Source organism: Amycolatopsis ultiminotia (assembly GCF_039536925.1).
In the GTDB taxonomy this organism is placed as follows: domain Bacteria; phylum Actinomycetota; class Actinomycetes; order Mycobacteriales; family Pseudonocardiaceae; genus Amycolatopsis; species Amycolatopsis ultiminotia.
In genome coordinates this window covers 649913-667242 of the sequence record NZ_BAAAZN010000001.1, presented here as the reverse complement: position 1 = coordinate 667242, position 17330 = coordinate 649913, and the positions used below count along the sequence as shown (strand labels likewise).

16 protein-coding genes and 1 pseudogene are annotated in these 17330 nt (G+C 70.4%); 11 read left to right on the top strand and 6 right to left on the bottom strand.

What is annotated here, in order from left to right; all coding sequences use genetic code 11:
- Nucleotides 1–151 precede the first annotated feature (151 nt).
- The 6 genes from ABD793_RS03070 to ABD793_RS03045 all read left to right on the top strand — a co-directional run bounded on the left by ABD793_RS03070 (nucleotide 152) and on the right by ABD793_RS03045 (nucleotide 6558).
- Nucleotides 152–625 (top strand): ester cyclase, encoded by a 474-nt coding sequence (locus ABD793_RS03070; RefSeq protein ID WP_344855008.1) that lies wholly within the window; start codon nucleotides 152–154, stop codon nucleotides 623–625.
- Entirely contained in the window at nucleotides 622–2139 is a 1518-nt protein-coding gene (locus ABD793_RS03065) for an AMP-binding protein (protein ID WP_344855006.1), read from the top strand. The genes ABD793_RS03070 and ABD793_RS03065 overlap by 4 nt, the downstream gene beginning before the upstream one ends.
- The gene (locus tag ABD793_RS03060; RefSeq protein ID WP_344855004.1) at nucleotides 2136–3314 is read left to right on the top strand and encodes a CaiB/BaiF CoA transferase family protein; all 1179 of its coding nucleotides are present in this window, start codon (nucleotides 2136–2138) and stop codon (nucleotides 3312–3314) included. The genes ABD793_RS03065 and ABD793_RS03060 overlap by 4 nt, the downstream gene beginning before the upstream one ends.
- Nucleotides 3311–4234, top strand: coding sequence for a beta/alpha barrel domain-containing protein (locus ABD793_RS03055; RefSeq protein ID WP_344855002.1), 924 nt, complete (start codon nucleotides 3311–3313; stop codon nucleotides 4232–4234). The genes ABD793_RS03060 and ABD793_RS03055 overlap by 4 nt, the downstream gene beginning before the upstream one ends.
- Before the next feature lie 201 nt (nucleotides 4235–4435).
- Nucleotides 4436–5986: a bifunctional 3-(3-hydroxy-phenyl)propionate/3-hydroxycinnamic acid hydroxylase gene (locus tag ABD793_RS03050; RefSeq protein WP_344855000.1), complete on the top strand. Its 1551-nt coding sequence runs from the start codon at nucleotides 4436–4438 to the stop codon at nucleotides 5984–5986.
- 95 nt (nucleotides 5987–6081) lie between these two features.
- The gene (locus ABD793_RS03045; protein ID WP_344854998.1) at nucleotides 6082–6558 is read left to right on the top strand and encodes a cupin domain-containing protein; all 477 of its coding nucleotides are present in this window, start codon (nucleotides 6082–6084) and stop codon (nucleotides 6556–6558) included.
- A 46-nt stretch (nucleotides 6559–6604) separates the two neighbouring features.
- Here the strand turns inward: ABD793_RS03045 and ABD793_RS03040 are convergent, their stop codons facing one another.
- Both ABD793_RS03040 and ABD793_RS03035 read right to left on the bottom strand, forming a co-directional pair.
- Complete coding sequence (locus ABD793_RS03040; RefSeq protein ID WP_344854996.1) at nucleotides 6605–7822, bottom strand: flavin-dependent oxidoreductase; 1218 nt, start codon at nucleotides 7820–7822, stop codon at nucleotides 6605–6607.
- A 464-nt stretch (nucleotides 7823–8286) separates the two neighbouring features.
- Nucleotides 8287–9168, bottom strand: a complete 882-nt coding sequence (locus ABD793_RS03035; protein ID WP_344854993.1) for an alpha/beta fold hydrolase — start codon at nucleotides 9166–9168, stop codon at nucleotides 8287–8289.
- A gap of 84 nt (nucleotides 9169–9252) precedes the next feature.
- On the opposite strand from ABD793_RS03035, the gene ABD793_RS03030 reads away from it, so the two are divergent.
- On the top strand, nucleotides 9253–9726 hold the full coding sequence (locus ABD793_RS03030) for a MarR family winged helix-turn-helix transcriptional regulator (protein WP_344854990.1): 474 nt from the start codon (nucleotides 9253–9255) through the stop codon (nucleotides 9724–9726).
- 139 nt (nucleotides 9727–9865) lie between these two features.
- Here ABD793_RS03030 and ABD793_RS03025 read toward each other — a convergent pair whose 3' ends face one another.
- On the bottom strand, nucleotides 9866–10168 hold the full coding sequence (locus ABD793_RS03025) for a hypothetical protein (RefSeq protein ID WP_344854988.1): 303 nt from the start codon (nucleotides 10166–10168) through the stop codon (nucleotides 9866–9868).
- A 263-nt stretch (nucleotides 10169–10431) separates the two neighbouring features.
- Complete coding sequence (locus ABD793_RS03020; protein ID WP_344854986.1) at nucleotides 10432–11073, bottom strand: TetR/AcrR family transcriptional regulator; 642 nt, start codon at nucleotides 11071–11073, stop codon at nucleotides 10432–10434.
- 79 nt (nucleotides 11074–11152) lie between these two features.
- Between ABD793_RS03020 and ABD793_RS03015 the strand changes: the two genes are divergently transcribed.
- A complete protein-coding gene (locus ABD793_RS03015; protein ID WP_344855764.1) occupies nucleotides 11153–11983 on the top strand; it encodes an SDR family NAD(P)-dependent oxidoreductase in 831 nt (276 codons plus the stop codon).
- Between the two features lie 3 nt (nucleotides 11984–11986).
- Nucleotides 11987–12240, top strand: a pseudogene (locus ABD793_RS03010) (helix-turn-helix domain-containing protein); the annotation flags it as partial.
- 191 nt (nucleotides 12241–12431) lie between these two features.
- Here the strand turns inward: ABD793_RS03010 and ABD793_RS03005 are convergent.
- Nucleotides 12432–13307 carry a CE1 family esterase gene (locus ABD793_RS03005; protein ID WP_344854984.1) on the bottom strand — a complete coding sequence of 292 codons (876 nt, stop codon included), beginning with the start codon at nucleotides 13305–13307 and terminating at the stop codon, nucleotides 12432–12434.
- Between the two features lie 100 nt (nucleotides 13308–13407).
- On the opposite strand from ABD793_RS03005, the gene ABD793_RS03000 reads away from it, so the two are divergent.
- Nucleotides 13408–14901 (top strand): amidase, encoded by a 1494-nt coding sequence (locus ABD793_RS03000; protein WP_344854982.1) that lies wholly within the window; start codon nucleotides 13408–13410, stop codon nucleotides 14899–14901.
- A 4-nt stretch (nucleotides 14902–14905) separates the two neighbouring features.
- On the opposite strand, the gene ABD793_RS02995 is transcribed toward ABD793_RS03000, so the two are convergent.
- Nucleotides 14906–15817, bottom strand: coding sequence for a LysR family transcriptional regulator (locus tag ABD793_RS02995; RefSeq protein WP_344854980.1), 912 nt, complete (start codon nucleotides 15815–15817; stop codon nucleotides 14906–14908).
- An 88-nt stretch (nucleotides 15818–15905) separates the two neighbouring features.
- Between ABD793_RS02995 and ABD793_RS02990 the strand changes: the two genes are divergently transcribed.
- Nucleotides 15906–17318 (top strand): amidase, encoded by a 1413-nt coding sequence (locus ABD793_RS02990; protein WP_344854979.1) that lies wholly within the window; start codon nucleotides 15906–15908, stop codon nucleotides 17316–17318.
- Nucleotides 17319–17330: the final 12 nt, after the last annotated feature.

Genomic DNA, 17330 nt, shown 5'->3' with positions numbered 1-17330 from the left:
GCGGAGCCGTCGCCGAGTATGACAGATACTGCCTCTTTCGTACACAACTTACTGAGGACTGTTCCGAGAATTGCGTGCTTGACATCGGCACGCCAGGCTTCCTAGGGTAATTTCGTATACAACTTACCCGATACGGCGAGGGAGTCGACTGGTGGATCGAATCCACGACGACGACGCGCGGACCCTGGATGTCTTCGGTCGCTGGTACACCGCGCACGAGTCCGGTGACGTGGCCGGCCTTGCCGCCGCGCTCGGCGAGGACGCGGCGATCCACTCACTGTTCAGGCCCGAGCCGGTGGCCGGGCGGGACGCGGCGGTCGGGCATTTCCTCGGCGTGCGCTCGACTTTCGGCGAGATCGCGATGACCTTGCGGCATGCACCGGCGGTTGCCGCCGGCCGGGTGCTCGTGGAGGTGGAGTTCAGCGGCGCGTTCACCGGCACGCTGACCTGGGCAGGCGTGCCGGCACACGGCTCCGGGCAACGGTTCCGGCTGGGCGGGGTGGCCATCGTGCGGGTCGGCCGCGGCCGGGTCCGCTCGGTCCGGACGCTGTTCGATCGCGACGAATGGTTGCGGCAGATCGGAATTCCGGTCCGCGCCGACGATCTCGAAGGAACGCGGCGATGACCGGCGTGCGCACCCTCCCCGAGTACCTCGCCGCGGGCGCCGCCCGCTGGCCCGACCGGCCCTGGTGCACCGCCCCCGACGGGCAGGCGACCCGTGCCGAGATGTACGCCGACGCACTGGCCTGCGCGGCCGGCCTGCGGGCCGCCGGTGTGTCCCCCGGCGACCGGGTCGTGATCGTGCTGCCCAATGGCCTCGGCTTCCTCCGCGCCTGGCTGGGTACGACGCTGGCCGGGGCGGTCGCCGTCGCGGTGAACCCGAAGGCCGCCGAGGCCGAACTGCCCGCCGTCGTCGAGGCCACCGAGCCGTCGATCGTGGTGACCGGACCCGACGTCGAGATCCCCGGCGGAGTCGAGGTGGCCACAGTGGACAGTCTGCGCACCGCGGCCGGGCGAACCGCCGCGGAGTCCACACCGGACAGTCACGCCGGCTACATCCAGAGCTCCGGCAGCACCGGCAAGCCGAAGTTCATCATCCAGACCCACGGCATGTACACGATGGCGGGTGAGGGCTTCCCGTACTGGCTCGGGCTGACCGAGGACGACGTCCTGCTCACCGCACTGCCGCTGACCCACCTCAACGCCCAGTCCTATTCGACGCTCGGTTCGTGGGGCTGCGGGGCACGGCTGGTGCTGCTCCCGCGGTTCTCGGCAGGCACGTTTTGGCAGACCGCCCGGGAGAGCGGGGCCACGGTGGTCAACATGATCGGGGCCATGCTGGAGATCCTCATGGCCCCGGACCCGGCGCCTGCCGAGCGCGCACACCGGCTCCGGCTCTGCTACTCCGCCCCTGCGCCGGACGCGGAACGGCACGTCGCGATCGAGGATCGTTTCGGGTTCCGGCTCGTCATCGGCTACGCCCAATCCGAGTCGCCGTACGGGCTGATCAGCCCGGTCGACGAGGCTACGGTGCACGGGTCGATGGGCAAGCCCCGCCAGCACCCGCGGCTCGGCCGGATCAACGAGGCCAGGGTGGTCGATCCGGCCTGCGGCGACCCGGTCGGCGACGGCGAGGTCGGCGAACTCCAGCTGCGCAACCCCGCGATCACCCCGGGATACGCCGGCCTGCCGGAGGAAACGGCCGCACTGCGCGTCGACGGCTGGTTGCGCACCGGCGATCTCGTCCGCCGGAGCACCGACGGGCACTTCACCTTCGCCGGCAGGCTCAAGGAAATGATCCGCCGCCGCGGGGAGAACCTCTCCCCCGCCGAAGTCGAGGCGGTGCTCGACGCCCATCCTGCGGTGTCCTCGAGCGCGGTGGTCGGTGTGCCCTCGGAACTGTCCGAAGAGGACGTCAAGGCGTTCGTCCGTCCGGTCGACGGGCAGACCGTCACCGCCGGCGAACTCGGCGAATGGTGCGCCCGGCGGCTGCCGCCGTACAAGCGCCCCCGCTACCTCGAGTTCGTCCGGATCTGGCCGCTCACCGCGACGAGCAAGATCGCCAAGAACCGGCTTTCCCTGCAGCGCAACGATTCCGAGGTGGATCTCAGCGCCGCGACGACCGGGCCGGCACGATGAGCACGCTCCCGCTGGCCGGTCTGCGGGTACTGGAACTCGGCAACTACATCGCCGCACCGACGGCAGGCCGGCTGTTCGCGGACTTCGGTGCCGAGGTGATCAAGGTCGAGCGGCCCGGCACCGGAGACGAGATCCGGACCTGGCGGCGCTACCGCGGCCGCACCTCGATGCTGCACCACACCCTCAACCGCAACAAGAAGTCCGTCGAGCTGGACCTGAAAACCGGCCACGGACGCACCGCCGCGCTGGAACTCGCCGCGGGCTGCGACGTCGTACTGGAGAACTTCCGGCCCGGCACACTGGAGTCCTGGGGTCTCGGGCCCCGGGAGCTCGACCGGGCCCGGCCCGGGATCGTCGTGGTCCGGGTCTCGGCCTACGGGCAGCACGGCCCGCTCGCGGGCGAACCGGGGTTCGCCGCCGTGGCCGAGGCAGTCGGCGGACTGCGGGCGCTCGTCGGGGAACCCGACCGGCCGCCGGCCCGGACCGGTGTCTCGATCGGGGACACTCTCGCGGGAATCTACGGTGCGTTCGGCGCGGTGGTCGTGCTGCTGAGCCGGGCACGGGACCCGCGGGCGCCGATCCCGCCGCTGTCCGAACGGATCATCGACGTCGCGCTCAACGAGGCGGTCCTGTCGGTGACCGAATCGCTGGTGCCCGACCACCTCGCCTACGGGGTGCAGCGGCGCCGTACCGGCGGACGGATGGAAGGCATCGCACCGTCCAACGCGTACCGGTGCCGGGACGGGGACAGCGTGGTCGTCGCAGGCAACGGCGACGCGATCTTCCGCCGGTTCATGGCCGCGATCGGCCGGCCCGATCTGGCCGCCCGCCCCGATCTCCAGGACAACTCGGCCCGCTGGGCCCGGGTCGACGAACTCGACGCGGCGATCGAGGAATGGAGTTCCGCGCGGCCGCGGGACGAGGTGCTTGCGGCCCTGGCCGAGGCAGGAGTGCCTGCCGGGCCGATCTCCACTGCCGCGGACATCGTCGCCGATCCGCAGTACGCCGCCCGCGACATGGTCCAGTACTTCGACGTCGACACCGGCGACGGCGTGCGGCGCGTCGGGTTCCCCGGCATCGTGCCGGTCATCGGCGAACGGTCGCTGCCGGTCCGGAGCCTGGGCCCGGAACTCGGCGAACACACTGCCGAAGTGCTTCGGAGGGACCGCACATGACCGTGATCAGGGACGTCACCCTGCGGGACGGATTGCAGCTGGCAGGCACCGTCCTGCCGGTCGCCGAAAAGATCGCGCTGGCCCGCGAGCTGGTGCAGGCCGGTGTCCCGGAACTGGAGATCGGCTCACTCGCCAACCCGCGGCTGGTGCCCCCGATGGCAGGGACACTCGAAGTGGTCGGCGCACTGACCGAGGCCGAGCTGGAGCGTTGCTGGGTATGGGTCGCCACGCCGGCGCACGTGCGCCGTGCCCTCGACGCCGGCGCCCGGAACCTGCAGTACTGCCTCTCCGTCAGCAACGCGCACAACCGGGCCAATCTCGGCCGTGCCACCGAGACCAGCCTGGCCGGGTTACCCGGGTCGATCGAGTCGGTGCTGGCCGCGGGCGGGCGGATCGAGCTGTGCCTCGCCACCTCGTTCAGCTGTCCGTTCGACGGTCCGGTCGATCCGGGCCGGGTCGTCGCGATCGCCAACGACCCCCGTGCCGCGGGCGCGGCGGACATCGTCCTGTGCGACACCCTCGGCCAGGCCGTGCCCGCCGAGGTCGGCAGGCTCGTCCGGCGGGTCCGCGCCGAAACCCCTTGCCGTCGCGTCGTTTTCCACGGCCACGACACGTGGGGGCAGGGCCTGGCCAACGCGTTCGCCGCGGTCGCCGCCGGTGCGGAAATGGTCGACGGCGCACTCGGCGGACTGGGCGGCTGCCCGTTCGCGCCCGGCGCCGGCGGCAACACCGCCACCGAGGACCTGGCCTTCGGGCTGCGGCCGGACTGGCTCACCCCCGAGTCGCTGGCCCGGCTGGTCCTGCAGCAGGAGAAGCTGCTCGCCGCACTGGGCGAGGCACCCCGTTCGCGGGCCGCGGAAGCCGCACGGGCCACCCCGCCGGTCTTCCGCTGGGCGGGCGGATTCGCCGTCCGCAGCTGAAGAACAACCCCTACCGAAGACGAAATATCGTACACAACTCCACTGTCACCGGAGGCGTGTACAACCTGTCGCGCTCACATCTTTCCCTTTATATAAGATAAATTACGCATTGACAGCCGAGATGCGCATCCCTAATCTTCGGATTGTCGTATACAATTTGATCCAGGACAGTGACCGTGCGCTCTCAGTGAGGAGAGGCTGATGGCAGTCGACGTTGACGTGGTGGTCGTCGGGTTCGGCCCCGGCGGTGAGGTGGTGGCTTCGCTGCTCGGCCAGGCGGGCCACCGGGTGCTGGTGCTGGACAAGGCACCCGCGCCCTACGGCCAGCCCCGGATGAGCACGCTCGACGGGGAGATCGCCCGCGTGCTGCAGCACGCCGCGGACCCGGCCGAGGCGATGCGGGACGCGATCCAGGCGCCGCGCATTTCGGTGTACGGCGCCGACGGGGAACCCGTGCCGCCGATCGACTGGGACTACCGGATCGCCGGGCATTGGTCGCACTACTCGCTGCACCAGCCGAATATCGAGGCCGCGCTCGAGGCGCGGATCGCGCAGCGCCCCTCGGTCGAGGTGCGTTGGGGCGCAAGGGCCGTCGGCATCGACCAGTCCGGTGCCGCGGTCCGGGTCACGGTCGAAACCGGCGACGGCGCGCGGAGCGAGGTCTCCGCCCGGTACGTCCTGGGATTCGACGGGGCCAGCAGCTTCGTCCGGCAGGCGGCCGGGATCGAGCTCGACGTGCTCCGCGAGCACGACGAGCGGTGGATCCTCACCGATTTCGACGCGATCCGGCCACTGCCCGCGGAGATGACCCGCACCCAGTACCACATGGATCCGGCCCGCCCGTGGTTTGCCGGGCCGAACGGCGCCCGGCGGTGCCGCACCGACGTCCGGGTGCTGCCGCACGAGGATCTCGACGAGATGCTGAGCGAGGACCGCGGATACGCGTTCCTCGAACAACGGTTCGGGCTGACCCGCGAAGACGTCCGGATGACCCGCCGGGTCGATTACCGGTTCCGCTCGCACATCGCCCGTGCGTTCCGGGCCGGGCGGGTGTTCCTCGGCGGGGACGCCGCGCACGCCATGACGCCCTATATGGGGCAGGGTGCCTGCTGCGCCATGCGGGACGCCGCGAACCTCGCGTGGAAGCTGAGTCTCGTGCTCTCCGGGGCGGCCGACGAGGCACTGCTCGACACCTACGAGCCCGAACGGCTTCCCCAATCCGCGTTCTTCGTCCACGGCTCGCTGGCGATCTACCAGTACGTCAACGAGCTGGATCCGGAGAAGGCCGCGGTCCGGGACGCCGCTTCGCGCGCAGGCGAAATCACCTTCCCGCCGATCCCGGGTCTGGTCGCAGGGGTGCTGCGGCGGGACGCGGCCGGCACACCGGCCGCCTACGCCGGAGAGCTGGCGCCGCAGGGCGTGGTCCGGCTCGGCGACGCCGAGGCCCGGCTCGACGATCTCGTCGGCTACGGCGCACAGCTGATCAGCCCGCTGCCGCTCGAGGATCTGCTGGGGCCGGATCGGCTCGCCCGGCTCGCGCAGCTGGCCGTCCAGGTGGTGCAGATCGAGGACCGCGCCGACGCCGACGGCACCTACCGCGATTTCTGGGCGGACACCGGCGCCACCGCACTGCTCGCCCGTGCGGACCACTACCTGTTCGGCGTCGCCGTGGACGCGGCGGACATCTCCGCACTCGTCGACGATTTCCTCGCCCAGGTCCCGAGGGCGGCCGTGCCGGCAGGTGCCCGATGAGCCGCCGGTGAAAGCGGGCACCGTCGGCGGCTGTACTTCGGGGCCGGCATGGCGCAGAGTGCGTAGCCGAGGCAAACATCGGCCCGGGAGGTGTGATGACCGGCGAGGAAATCGTGCTCGGTCCCCTGCCGAAGGGGATCACGCTCGCTCGGGAGGGCATGCGGAAGAAGGTGTGGAACGTGCTCGGGCACACCTACACCATGAAGTCCGCAGGCGAGTCGAGCTTCGCGTTCGAGACGCTCGATCCGCCCGGCACCGGGGTACCGCCGCACGTGCACCCGACGCAGGACGAGCACATCTACGTCCTGGACGGCGTGTTCACCCTCTACCTCGACGGCGAATGGGAAACCGCCGGTCCCGGCGACACCGTGCGGATGCCGAAGGGGCTCCCGCACGCCTACTACAACCGCGGCGAGGCCGACACGCGAGGACTGTTCTGGGTGAGCCCGGCCGGGCGGCTCGCGGAACTGTTCGACAAGCTGCACAACCTGACGGACCCGGCGGAGGTGGTCCGGGTTTCGGCGTTGTGCGACGTCGAGTTCCTGCCGCCCGGTTCGGTGGAGGGCGCCTGAACGATCCGCAGCGACGTCACCGGCCGGGTTCGTTCACCTGCTGCTGCTAAGAACCGGCGGCCTGTGCGTAGCCGCTGACGATCTTCTCGAGCCTCGCCGCGTCGATCACGTCCTCGAGGCGGGAGAAGCCGTCCGGCGCGCGACGTTCGACCTCGTCGATGACGTTCTCCGGCCCGCCTCGGCGGTTGCGGAGCACGATCTCGCCGGTGACTGCCAGCCGATCGTCCTTGTAGGCCCGCAGCGCCTCGACCGGGTCCGGGTGCCCCGCCAGGTGCCTGCCGAGAGCGGCGGCGTCGAGGATCGCCTGTCCGGCACCGTTGGACCCCATCGGGTACATCGGATGGGCGGCGTCGCCCAGCAGCGTCACGCGGCCGTGCGACCAGGCGGGCAACGGGTCCCGGTCGCACATCGGGAACTCGAAGATCTCCTCGGTGGCCGCGACCAGTGCGGTGTGCTCGACCGTTGCCGAGCGGAACCGCCCGAGGTACCGGGCCAGCTCCGCCCGGTCGGCGGGCCGGGCCCAGTCCTGGCGCTCCGGCGGCGGATCACCGGGTTTCCCGGTCCGGATGCAGATCGCCCAGTTGGTGAGCCGGGTGCCCGCGCTCCGGCCTTCCGCGATCGGGTAGATCACCAGCTTGGCCGCGGTGCCACCGGCGACGATCATCGACTGCCCGCCGTCGAACTCCGGCCAGTCGGTGGCGCCGCGCCACATCAGGACACCGTTCCACCGGGGCGGGCCCTCCCCCGGGAACAGCAGTGCCCGCACGGTGGAATGGATGCCGTCGGCCGCCACCAGTACGTCGCCGTGCGCGACGACGGACCGGCCACCGGACCGGTCGGCGAAGTGTGCCCGGACACCGCTCGCGTCCTGTTCGAACCCGGTCAGCCGGTGTCCGTTCCGCACCGCGCCCGGACCGAGCCGCTCCCGGACCGCCCGCAGCAGCATGCCCTGCAACCGGCCCCGGTGCAGGCAGAACTGGGGAAGCGTGAATCCGGCGGCCGGCCCGCACGGCTTGCGCAGGATCAGCTGGCCCAGCCGGTGGGTGTAGCTCAGCTCGCGGGTGCGGATCCCGATTTCGTCCAGCCGGTCGAGCAACCCGAGTGCGGCGAGCTCCTTGACCGCGTGCGGCAGGGCGTTGAGCCCGACACCCGGCTCGGTGCTCCGCTCGCTCTGCTCGTGCACGACGCACTCGATGCCTTCCTGGTGCAGCCGCAGCGCAGCGGTCAGCCCACCGATCCCCGCTCCGACGATGACGACCTGCACGCCGCACCTCCTGTCCCGGCTGCCCAGCATTGCCGAACCACGCGATGCACACCACCCCCGCGGGCGAATGCGACCGCAGGTGTTTCGCCTCGCCGCCGATGCGAGTCCACAATGGAGGTTCAATCGCCGGGACGCAACGAAGCACGAATTGCGCCGGCACCCCGTTGAAAGTCCTGCGTGGCCCGGTACATCGCGGTGCCGTCGTGGGGGATGTGGGCCTTGGCCGGCCCGGCGAGCACGCGAAACGGACCTCGCCCCCCCGGACTCTCCCGTTGCCGCAAGCCGCCTGTCCGGGTGGTCAGCCGGTCTTCGGCACCGTGCGGCGCGCGGGGCCGAACGGGACGTAGACGTCGTTGCCCGGCTGTTTGTGCGCTGCCTTCATGATTCTCGTCGTCGACAAGGGCTACGACGCAATCCGAGTCTTGCCCACGGCGGTGCGGGGAAGCTGGTCCGCTCGTGGCCGGTCAGAGCGGGTCGGCGACCGCGCTCGCGTCCAGCGGCGCGAGGAACCCGGCAATTGCTTCCGCGACCTCGACGGGTGCCTCCAAGGCCGCGTAGTGGCCCACTCCGTCCAGTTGCACCTCGACCACCTCGGACCGGGCGACCTGGCGCACGGTCGCCGCGGTGAACGGCCCGCCCCCGGCGCCCACCGCGAGAACCGGCACGGCGAGCCCGTGCCGTCGCACGAGTTCCCGGATCTCCGGCCCCTCGCGCAGCATCGACCGGTACAGACCGGCGGCACCGCGCCAGGCGCCCGGCCGGGAGTAGGTCCGCACGAACTCGTCGAGTGCGCCCGCCGCGCCGGGACCGAGCAGCCCGGCGAGGAACTCGCGCTCCCGCCCCTCGAGCAGCAGCTCGGGAATCCCCGGCTCGGCAAGGACTCCGATGTACCACGCGCCACCGTTGGCGAGGTCCGCCAGCGCCTCCAATCCGTACCCGGGCAGGCCCATTTCGATCGCGGTGAGGCTGCGCACCTGCTCCGGATGGTCCGCGGCGAGACGCAGGACCGTCGCCCCGCTGATGTCCTGTGCCACGAGATGAACCGGACCGAGGCCGAGGTGGTCGATCAGCCGGTGCAGATCCGCCGCCGCCACGGCGCTGTCGTGCTCCTCCGACGCAATGCCCGAATCCCCGAACCCGCGCAGGTCGACCGCGACCACCCGATGCGCGGCCGCGAGCACCGGAAGCACCTCGCGGAAGGCCCACCACGTCTCCGGGAATCCGTGGACCAGCAGGACCGGCGACCCCGCCGATCCGGCAGTGACGTAGTGCAGAACCGTGCCACCGCCGTGCACGCGGTGGTGGACGACGGACGGGATCGTCGCGCCGGCAGTCTCCGAGCTCATGAGTTCTCCTCAGATCGACAGTCTAGGTGTCGAAACTAGACACCCAGACTGTCGTTTGTCCACCCAGCCCGGTAACCTGGATCCGTGTCCCGTTCCGGCGCCGATCTCGCGCTCTCCCTGCTCGGCGGTTTCCGTGTGATGGTGGACGCGGCGATCGCCGAACTCGCCCGGCACGGCTTCGACGACGTCCGCCCGGTCCACGACTTCGCCATGCGTGCGATCACCGCGGGCGCCGACAACGCCTCCGAGCTGGGCCGCAGGCTGTCGATCTCCAAACAGTCCGCCGCGCGCACGATCGCCGTGCTGCAGGAACGCGGCTACGTCTCGACCGAACCCGATCCACGCGACGCCCGGCGCAAGCGCCTGCAGGTCACCGATCTCGGCCTGCAGGTACTGCGCACCGGCGAAGAGATCTTCGACCACCTCCGGGAACAGTGGGCCGACCGGATCGGCGCAACCGAACTCGAGACCCTGGAACGCCACCTGGGCGAACTCGTCGGCACCCAGCCCGTCCGGTTCGACACCCCGGGCTGGCTGGCCAAGGGCGAGAGCCACTAGGGCGTGGCTGATGATGCGTTGGTCCGGATAGTGCCCGCGTGCAGGACCACAGCGGAGCGATAGGCGACAGCGAGTCGACCGTCGGCGTGGGCACGGGCGCACCAGCGCGCGGGCATCCGGAACATCCCGTCGGAAGCGGTCAGCGTGGACGGGTCGGCATCGGTGATACCGGGGCGCGCCGGGCGGTAGTCCCGCACCGCGGCCTCGTCCGGGCCGATGCTGCGGGCGCCCGTACCGGGTCGGCCACGGCAGGATCCAGGCCTGTGGTGAAGATCCGGGCCTCGTCGGCCAGACCGCTACAGACCAGATCGATCGACTTCCCGGAACCGGTGCGCCGCAACGTCACCCACAGCCGCTCGTCGGGCAGTTCGCCGTCGAGGAGCACCGCGTACGGGCTGTGCGGATGGGTCCAGGCGCCCGGATCGGCGGACAGCACCGCCACCGGGTTCCCTTGCACCGCATGGATGTCCGCCGGGGACACGGCCGCCAGCGCCTCGCCCGCCGAAACAGCCCGCCGGCACCGTTCGCGGCGACCAGAGCGGTGATCGAGGACGCGCGCGCGGATTGACCGAACGCCGTCACCCCACCGTTGACCGGCGCGCCTCGCACCGGACTCCGTGCCGACGATCGCGTTCATCGAGGCTCTCCCCCGGTCCGTACTTTCCCCGCGGCAGCTCCCGTTCCGTGCGGTGCGGGGTGCGCCGGTCACCGGGTGGTTTCGATGCCTGCCTCGGCGAAGGCGAGTACCTGGTCGACCAGTGCGATGAGCGCGTCCGTCGACTCGGCGGCGTCCGAGGACTCCACTTCGTGGGTCTGATAGAGCTCACGGAGCCCGGTCACCGAAGTCGCTGCCGCCAGGCGCGGCACCAGTGCGTCGGCAGGCAGCCCGAGATCATCCGCGAGGTGAGCGGCGATCAGTTGTTCGTAAGGGTAATAGCCGGCGCGGGCACGGGCGCGCAGTTCGTCGTCGGAACCGATCACCTGTGCCCGCAGGGCGCGGCGGCGCCACACGCGTCGCTGCGCTTCCGGCGCTTCGGAACTCAGCTCGAGCATGGTGGCGACCATCCAGTCGCGCAGCGCCGCCAGCGTCGACTCCCCCTCGGCGCGGCTGTTCAGCCGGGCCTCGAGCGACTCCCTGGTGAACGGGTCGGCGCCGAACAACAGGTCGGCCTTGGTCGGGAAGTGAAAGGTGACCGTACGCGGTGCGACGTCGGCGGCTTCCGCGATGGCGTTCATCGTCGTGACCCGATACCCGCGCCCGGCAAACAGTGTCAGCGCGGCGTCCTGGATGGCGTCCCGGGTGCGCTGTTTGCGCCGCTGCTGCCGGTGCCCGGCCTGCGTGTCCATGGCCATACCGTACCCTCTGGTAGTATTGCCGAAACAGCAATACTACGGTGACGGCAAGATTGCGTCCGAGGAGATCAACATGGCGAAGACGTGGTTCATCACCGGCGCCTCGAAGGGGTTCGGACGCCACTGGACCGAAGCGGCCCTCGACCGCGGCGACCGGGTCGCCGCGGTCGCCCGCGATGTCCGCACGGTGGATTCCCTCGTCGAGAGCTACGGCGAACTCGTGCTGCCGATCGAACTCGACGTCACCGATCGCGCCGCGGGCCGCGCCGCCGTGGCCAGGGCGGCCGAGCACTTCGGCAGGCTGGACGTCGTGGTCAACAACGCCGGATACGGCCACTTCGGCATGGTGGAAGAGCTGAGCGAGGACGACATCCGCGACCAGCTCGAGACCAATGTGTTCGGTGCACTCTGGATCACCCAGGCAGCCCTTCCGATCCTGCGCGAACAACGGTCGGGCCACCTCATCCAGGTGACCAGTGAGGGCGGGGTGACGGCTTTCCCCGGAATCGGGGCCTACCACGCGTCCAAATGGGCACTCGAAGGGATTTCGCAGTCCCTCGCACAGGAAGTCGCGGCGTTCGGCATCAAGGTGACCATGGTCGAACCCGGCCCTTACGGCACCGACTGGCTCGCCGTCGGCGCGAGGCAAAGCAAACCGAACCCGGCCTACGACGGTGTCCGCGAAGCACTCAGCCGATCCTGGGATGCCGGCAACCTCGGCGACGCACGGGCCACACGAAACGCCATTCTCGCCGTGGCGGACGCAGAAGATCCGCCGCTGCGCATTTTCTTCGGCAAGTCGCAACTGGAATCGATGACACAGGAATACGAAGCGCGCCTCGCCACCTGGAAGAAATGGCAGGCGGTATCCGTCGAAGCCTTCGGGCCGCAGGACGACCTCTAAGGGATGTCTCGCAATCCGGTGTCGGGCCAGTTCCGCAAGCTGGCACGAGCGGTCACGAGGCGGGACGAGATCGCGGACGACGGCGCGGGCCGGTAGTGGGCGTTGCCGCCGGCTGATCGGGTTCTGCTGGTCGCGATCTACTGGCGGACAAACGTGACGATGCGCCGGATCGGGCCACTGTTCGAGGTGTCGCATTCCGCCGCGCACCCGGGAGCAGCGACTCGATCGGTCTGCTGCCGGCACTGGCGCCAGTCCGCACCCCACCGATGCGATGCCGGGAATCGCGAACCCATCCCAGGAACCCTGCATGACGAAGCGAACCGAAAGCGGCAGAGCAGCATGCAGTTGTCGGAGTCGATGTTCCTGGCCGGCTCGCTCGGGGACAAGCCGCGCCCGCTTCGACGGCACTTTCGCCCACCGGCCTCGGCCACTGCGGGGTGAAAAGCGCTCACAGTTCGAAGAAGTCCCCGATCGCCTGCACTACGTCGAAAGCGTGCTCGGTCCGGCCGACGAGGAACCGTGGTCTGGCGCTCTTGGGGCCGGGGACGGCGTGGCCGCCGTTGTGCACGGTGTAGAGCGTCACCGGCGCACGGCCCGGTTGCCGGTAGTCGGTGCGCTCCACTCGGGTCGGCCCCGCGCCCGAGGCCACCGGCGAGGTGACGGGTTCGGCGGTGATTGCGTTGCGGCGCGCGTAATAGGCGGCGGTATCCGGCGCGGACAGGCCAAGCCCACGAGGGCGGAAGCGGTACATCTTCGCCATGCCTCCGCCGTACGGGGTGATCGGATCCTTGGTGCCGTGCACGAACATGACCGGCACGGGCTGATCCTGCGGGTCGTCGGGAGCGAAGTTCTCCGGGACCGGCTGGGTCGCGGACAGGATCGCGGCACCCGCCAGTGCCGACGGGATTTCGTGGATCAGGCGGAGGACCAGCTGGCCGCCGTTGGAAAATCCGACGGCGTGCACCCGTTCACCGTCGCCGCCGTACCGGCGTTGCAGCAGTTCGACGGCAGCCTTGACGAAAGCGACGTCGTCGATGTGGTCGGTGCGCGCGGCGGAGGAGTTGACGATCTTCGCATCGTTCCAGTGCCGCTGGTACCCGTCGAGGTAGGCGACGACGGCCCCGGACTGTGCCCCGAGGTCGTCGAGAATGTTCGCGGTGAACGAGCGGATCGTGGCGGCGGTCTGCATGGAACCGTGGAATACCAGCACAACCGGCACCGGAGCGGCGCTCGCCCGCGGCCGGTGGACGACGGTCAACGTGCGGGTACGACCGGCGACCACCACCGATTCGGCGGACACCGCGACTTCGGACGTGGGGCTCATCGAAGCTCCTCCTCGTAGGGACGACGTCGCCACTGTAGCAGTAAACGGAAGAAGTATCCGATCGGATTCATCTATCCGGTTAGTCTGGTAGGCTTGCCGCATGGCAGCCGAGGCCACCGGCCGGAATCCGGCGCTGCGCAAGGACACCGCACAACAAGTACGCCGGAGCGAAGGAGTTTCCGTGAGCGCAGACGAGATCTGCGGACTGGATGCCACCGAGCTGGCCGAGCGGATCCGCACCCGGCAGCTCTCCGCGGTGGACGTGCTGGAAGCGCACCTGGACCGGATCGAGGCGGTGAACCCGAAACTCAACGCGCTCGTGGCCGCGCTGGCCGAGCAGGCTCGCGAGGGAGCGCGCGCCGCGGATGAGGACGTCGCCGCGGGCCGGGTGGTGGGGCCGCTGCACGGCGTCCCGTTCACCGTCAAGAACGCGCTGGACGTGGCCGGTGCGGTCACCGCCCGCGGCTCGCTCCTCTTCCGGGACCGCCGCCCCGCCGCGGACGCCACCGCGGTGGCCCGGTTGCGCGCCGCCGGCGGGATCCCGCTGGCCACCACGAACCTGCCCGAGTTCTCCTACTGGACCGAGACCGACAACCGGCTCACCGGCCTGACCCGCAATCCGTGGGACACCGCACGCACGCCGGGCGGCTCGAGCGGCGGGGAATCGGCGGCGATCGCCGCCGGGATGTCGCCGCTGGGGCTGGGCAGCGATGTCGCCATCTCGGTGCGCGGTCCGGCCCACGACACCGGCATCGTGGCGCTCAAGGCGACCCGTGGGCGGATACCCGTCACCGGGCACTGGCCCGAAGTACCCGCCCGGTACTGGCATGTCGGTCCGATGGCCCGGAGCGTGCGTGACATCGAGACCGTGCTGCACGCCGTGGCCGGCCCGGACGGGATCGACGGGCACGTGCGGCACGCGCCACCGTGGGACGGCAACGGACCGTCGAGCCTGGCCGGGCTGCGGGTGGGCTGGGCGAGTGAGCCCGCGTTCGGCCCGGTGGACCAGGACGTCGCCGCCGCCGTCTCCGGCGCCGCAGACGCCTTGCGGGAGCTGGGTTGCACGGTCGAGCACGCACCTCCTGCCGGGCTGGCGGAGATCGACGCCACCGCGGTGAGTGCCACGTTGTTCACCGCCGAAGTGGTCCCGTACTTCCGCCGGGCCGCCGCCGGGCACGAGGACGATCTGCATCCCGTCATCCAGCGGACGATCGGCGCACCGGAAGGAACCCTGGCCGATTACGTCGCCGCACAACAGCAGGTGGCCGCGCTCAGCTCGATGTTCGCCGGCTACTTCGACCGTTACGACGCACTGCTGTGCCCGGTCTGCCCGGTCCCCGCCCTGCCACCCGGCCGGTCGAAGTTCCCGGTCGGAGACGCCGTCGTCCCGGCCCGCGGCATCATGCGCGCGACCGTCCCGTTCAACCTCACCGGGCTTCCCGCGCTGTCACTGCCGTTCGGGGTGAGCGCGGAGGGACTGCCGATCGGTGTTCAGCTGGTCTCGCGGTGGTACCACGAAGCGCTCGTCCTGCGCCTGGCGGCCGCGCTGGAGGGCGTCAGTCCCGTCCGGCACCGTCGCCCGGACCTCACGTGAGGGATCACAGCAGCTCCTCCCGGCGCGCCCGGACCTCCTCGTGCAGGGCCTCGCGCACGACCTGTACCGCGGGGCGGGGAACGGAGTCCCGCCGCGCAGCGAGCGTGAAGCTCAGCTTCAGCGGCGGCACGTCGGCCTGAATCCTGCGCAGCTCCGGCGCCCGCACGGCAAGGAACTTCGGCAGCAGCCCGATCCCGGCGCCGCCGCGGGTCGCCTCCAGCTGCGCGAAGATGTTCGTCGAGGTGAACCGGGCGGTGGCCGCCGGGAGGTACTTGCCGAGGTCGAGGTCGCCGACCTGCAGGAGTGAGTCGACGTAGAAGACCAAGGTGTGCTTCTTGATCTCCTCGACCGTCGCCGGGTCGCCGTGCTCGGCCAGGTACGCGTCGCTCGCGTAGAGCGCGAGGGTGTACTCGCCGAGGCGCTCGGTGAACAGCCGGGCCGTCACGGGTTTGCCGATGGCGATCGCGAGATCGAAACCGGACTGGTGCAGGCCGAGCTGCCTGGTCGCGGTGATCAGCTCGACGCTGAGGTTCGGATGCCGCTCCCGCACGCGGGTGAGCGCGGGAGCGGCGAAGACCGTACCGAATCCGTCCGGCGCCGTGATCCGGATCGTGCCGGTGAGCGCATCGGGTCGATCGCCGGCGGCGGCCAGCGCCGCACGCTCGAGCGCTTCCTGGATCGGGCGGGCGTGTTCGGCGACCGCCCGCCCGGTCTCGGTGAGTTCCCAGCCGTCGGCACCCCGTTCGACCAACCGTGCGTGGAGTGCCCTCTCCAGAGAGCCGATCCTGCGGGAGACCGTCGTGTGGTTGACACCGAGCGCGTCTGCGGCCGCCACGAGCCGGCCGGTGTTCGCCACCGCCAAGAGGTAGCGCAGGTCGTCCGCGCGCAGGTTCCTGACGTCGACGTCCGGCGCCACCACACCTCCCGGGGTCGTGCAGATCTGCAGACGGTCTCTGCTGATTTGGTGCTTGTCCGCAGACCGTAGCACTTGCCATGCTCTGCTCATGAGCTCCGAGATCCACTATTCCGACGCGACCGAACTGGCCGAGCTGATCCGCACACGCGCGGTCTCACCGGTCGAGGTGGTGCAGGCGCACCTCGACCGCATTGACCGCGTCGACCCGGCGGTGAACGCGATCGTCACAGTTGCCGACGACGCGCTCGAAGCCGCGCACGCGGCGGAAGCGGCGCTGACGGCGGGTGCCGAAGTCGGTCCGCTGCACGGGGTGCCGTTCACCGCGAAGGATTCGATCGATACCGCCGGGGTGCTGACCCAGCGCGGCTCGCCGATCTTCAAGGGCCGCATTCCGGAGACGGATGCGGTCAGCGTCGAACGGCTGAAGAACGCCGGGGCGATCCTGCTGGCAAAAACCAATCTCCCGGAATTCTCCTACTCCACCGAAACCGACAACCTGCTCACCGGCAGGACGAACAATCCGTGGGATCCGGATCGCACTCCGGGCGGATCGAGCGGCGGCGAATCGGCGGCGATCGCCGCGGGCATGTCGCCGCTCGGGCTCGGCAGCGACCTCGCCATCTCGGTGCGCGGCCCGGCTGCGCACACCGGCATCGTGGCGCTCAAAGCCACCCACGGGCGCATTCCGATGACCGGACTGTGGCCGCGGGTACCGCGCCGCTTCTGGCACGTCGGCCCGATGGCGCGCAGCGTCCGCGACATCGCCTTGGCCTACGCACTGCTCGAAGGGCCGGACGGTGCGGACGGATTCGCCACCGTTCCCGCGCGGATCGACACCGGAACGGGCGCCTCGCCCGATCGCCCGCTCCGGGTGGGCTGGCTGGTCGAGCCCGGCTTCGGGCCGATCGACTCCGAAGTCGCCGCCACCGTGCAGGCAGCGGCCGAGGCGCTGCAGCGTTCCGGCTGTCAGGTGGAGCCGGTGCGGATCGCGGCACTGGAGCAGGACAACGCGCTCGAGGTCTTCAACCGCTTGCACGTGATGGAACTCAAGCCCGCTTTCGCCGAAGCGACCGAAGGCCACGAAGACGAAATCTTCACGATAGCCCAAGCAATGCTGGCAACGCCGGATACGCCACCGGCGGACTTCATCCGCGCGGAGCAGGCGGCGGAGCGGCTCAAGGACGGATTCGCCGGATACTTCCGGCGCTACGACGCGCTGCTCTGCCCGGTACTGCCGGTTCCCGCGCACGCACACGGTCTGTCCACATTGACCGTCAACGGCAGGCCGATGCCCGCTGAGCACATCCAAAGCGCCACCGTCCCGTTCAACGTGACCGGTCTCCCGGCACTGTCGATCAGGTTCGGCACCAGCCGCGGCGGGCTTCCGATCGGGGTGCAGCTGGCCGGCAAGTGGCTGGCCGAATCGACGGTGCTGCACCTCGCTTCCCTGCTGGAGAAGGCAAGCGACGTTCGCGACCGCCACCCGAGCATCCGGGTATGACCGGGTGTAGTG

Coding starts and splice junctions, on each gene's coding strand:
- ABD793_RS02990 (WP_344854979.1), top strand. CDS start 15,906: ATGAGCTCCGAGATCCACTATTCCGACGCGACCGAACTGGCCGAGCTG.
- ABD793_RS03045 (WP_344854998.1), top strand. CDS start 6,082: ATGACCGGCGAGGAAATCGTGCTCGGTCCCCTGCCGAAGGGGATCACG.
- ABD793_RS03055 (WP_344855002.1), top strand. CDS start 3,311: ATGACCGTGATCAGGGACGTCACCCTGCGGGACGGATTGCAGCTGGCA.
- ABD793_RS03060 (WP_344855004.1), top strand. CDS start 2,136: ATGAGCACGCTCCCGCTGGCCGGTCTGCGGGTACTGGAACTCGGCAAC.
- ABD793_RS03015 (WP_344855764.1), top strand. CDS start 11,153: ATGGCGAAGACGTGGTTCATCACCGGCGCCTCGAAGGGGTTCGGACGC.
- ABD793_RS03000 (WP_344854982.1), top strand. CDS start 13,408: ATGGCAGCCGAGGCCACCGGCCGGAATCCGGCGCTGCGCAAGGACACC.
- ABD793_RS03065 (WP_344855006.1), top strand. CDS start 622: ATGACCGGCGTGCGCACCCTCCCCGAGTACCTCGCCGCGGGCGCCGCC.
- ABD793_RS03020 (WP_344854986.1), bottom strand. CDS start 11,073: ATGGACACGCAGGCCGGGCACCGGCAGCAGCGGCGCAAACAGCGCACC.
- ABD793_RS03005 (WP_344854984.1), bottom strand. CDS start 13,307: ATGAGCCCCACGTCCGAAGTCGCGGTGTCCGCCGAATCGGTGGTGGTC.
- ABD793_RS03035 (WP_344854993.1), bottom strand. CDS start 9,168: ATGAGCTCGGAGACTGCCGGCGCGACGATCCCGTCCGTCGTCCACCAC.
- ABD793_RS03050 (WP_344855000.1), top strand. CDS start 4,436: ATGGCAGTCGACGTTGACGTGGTGGTCGTCGGGTTCGGCCCCGGCGGT.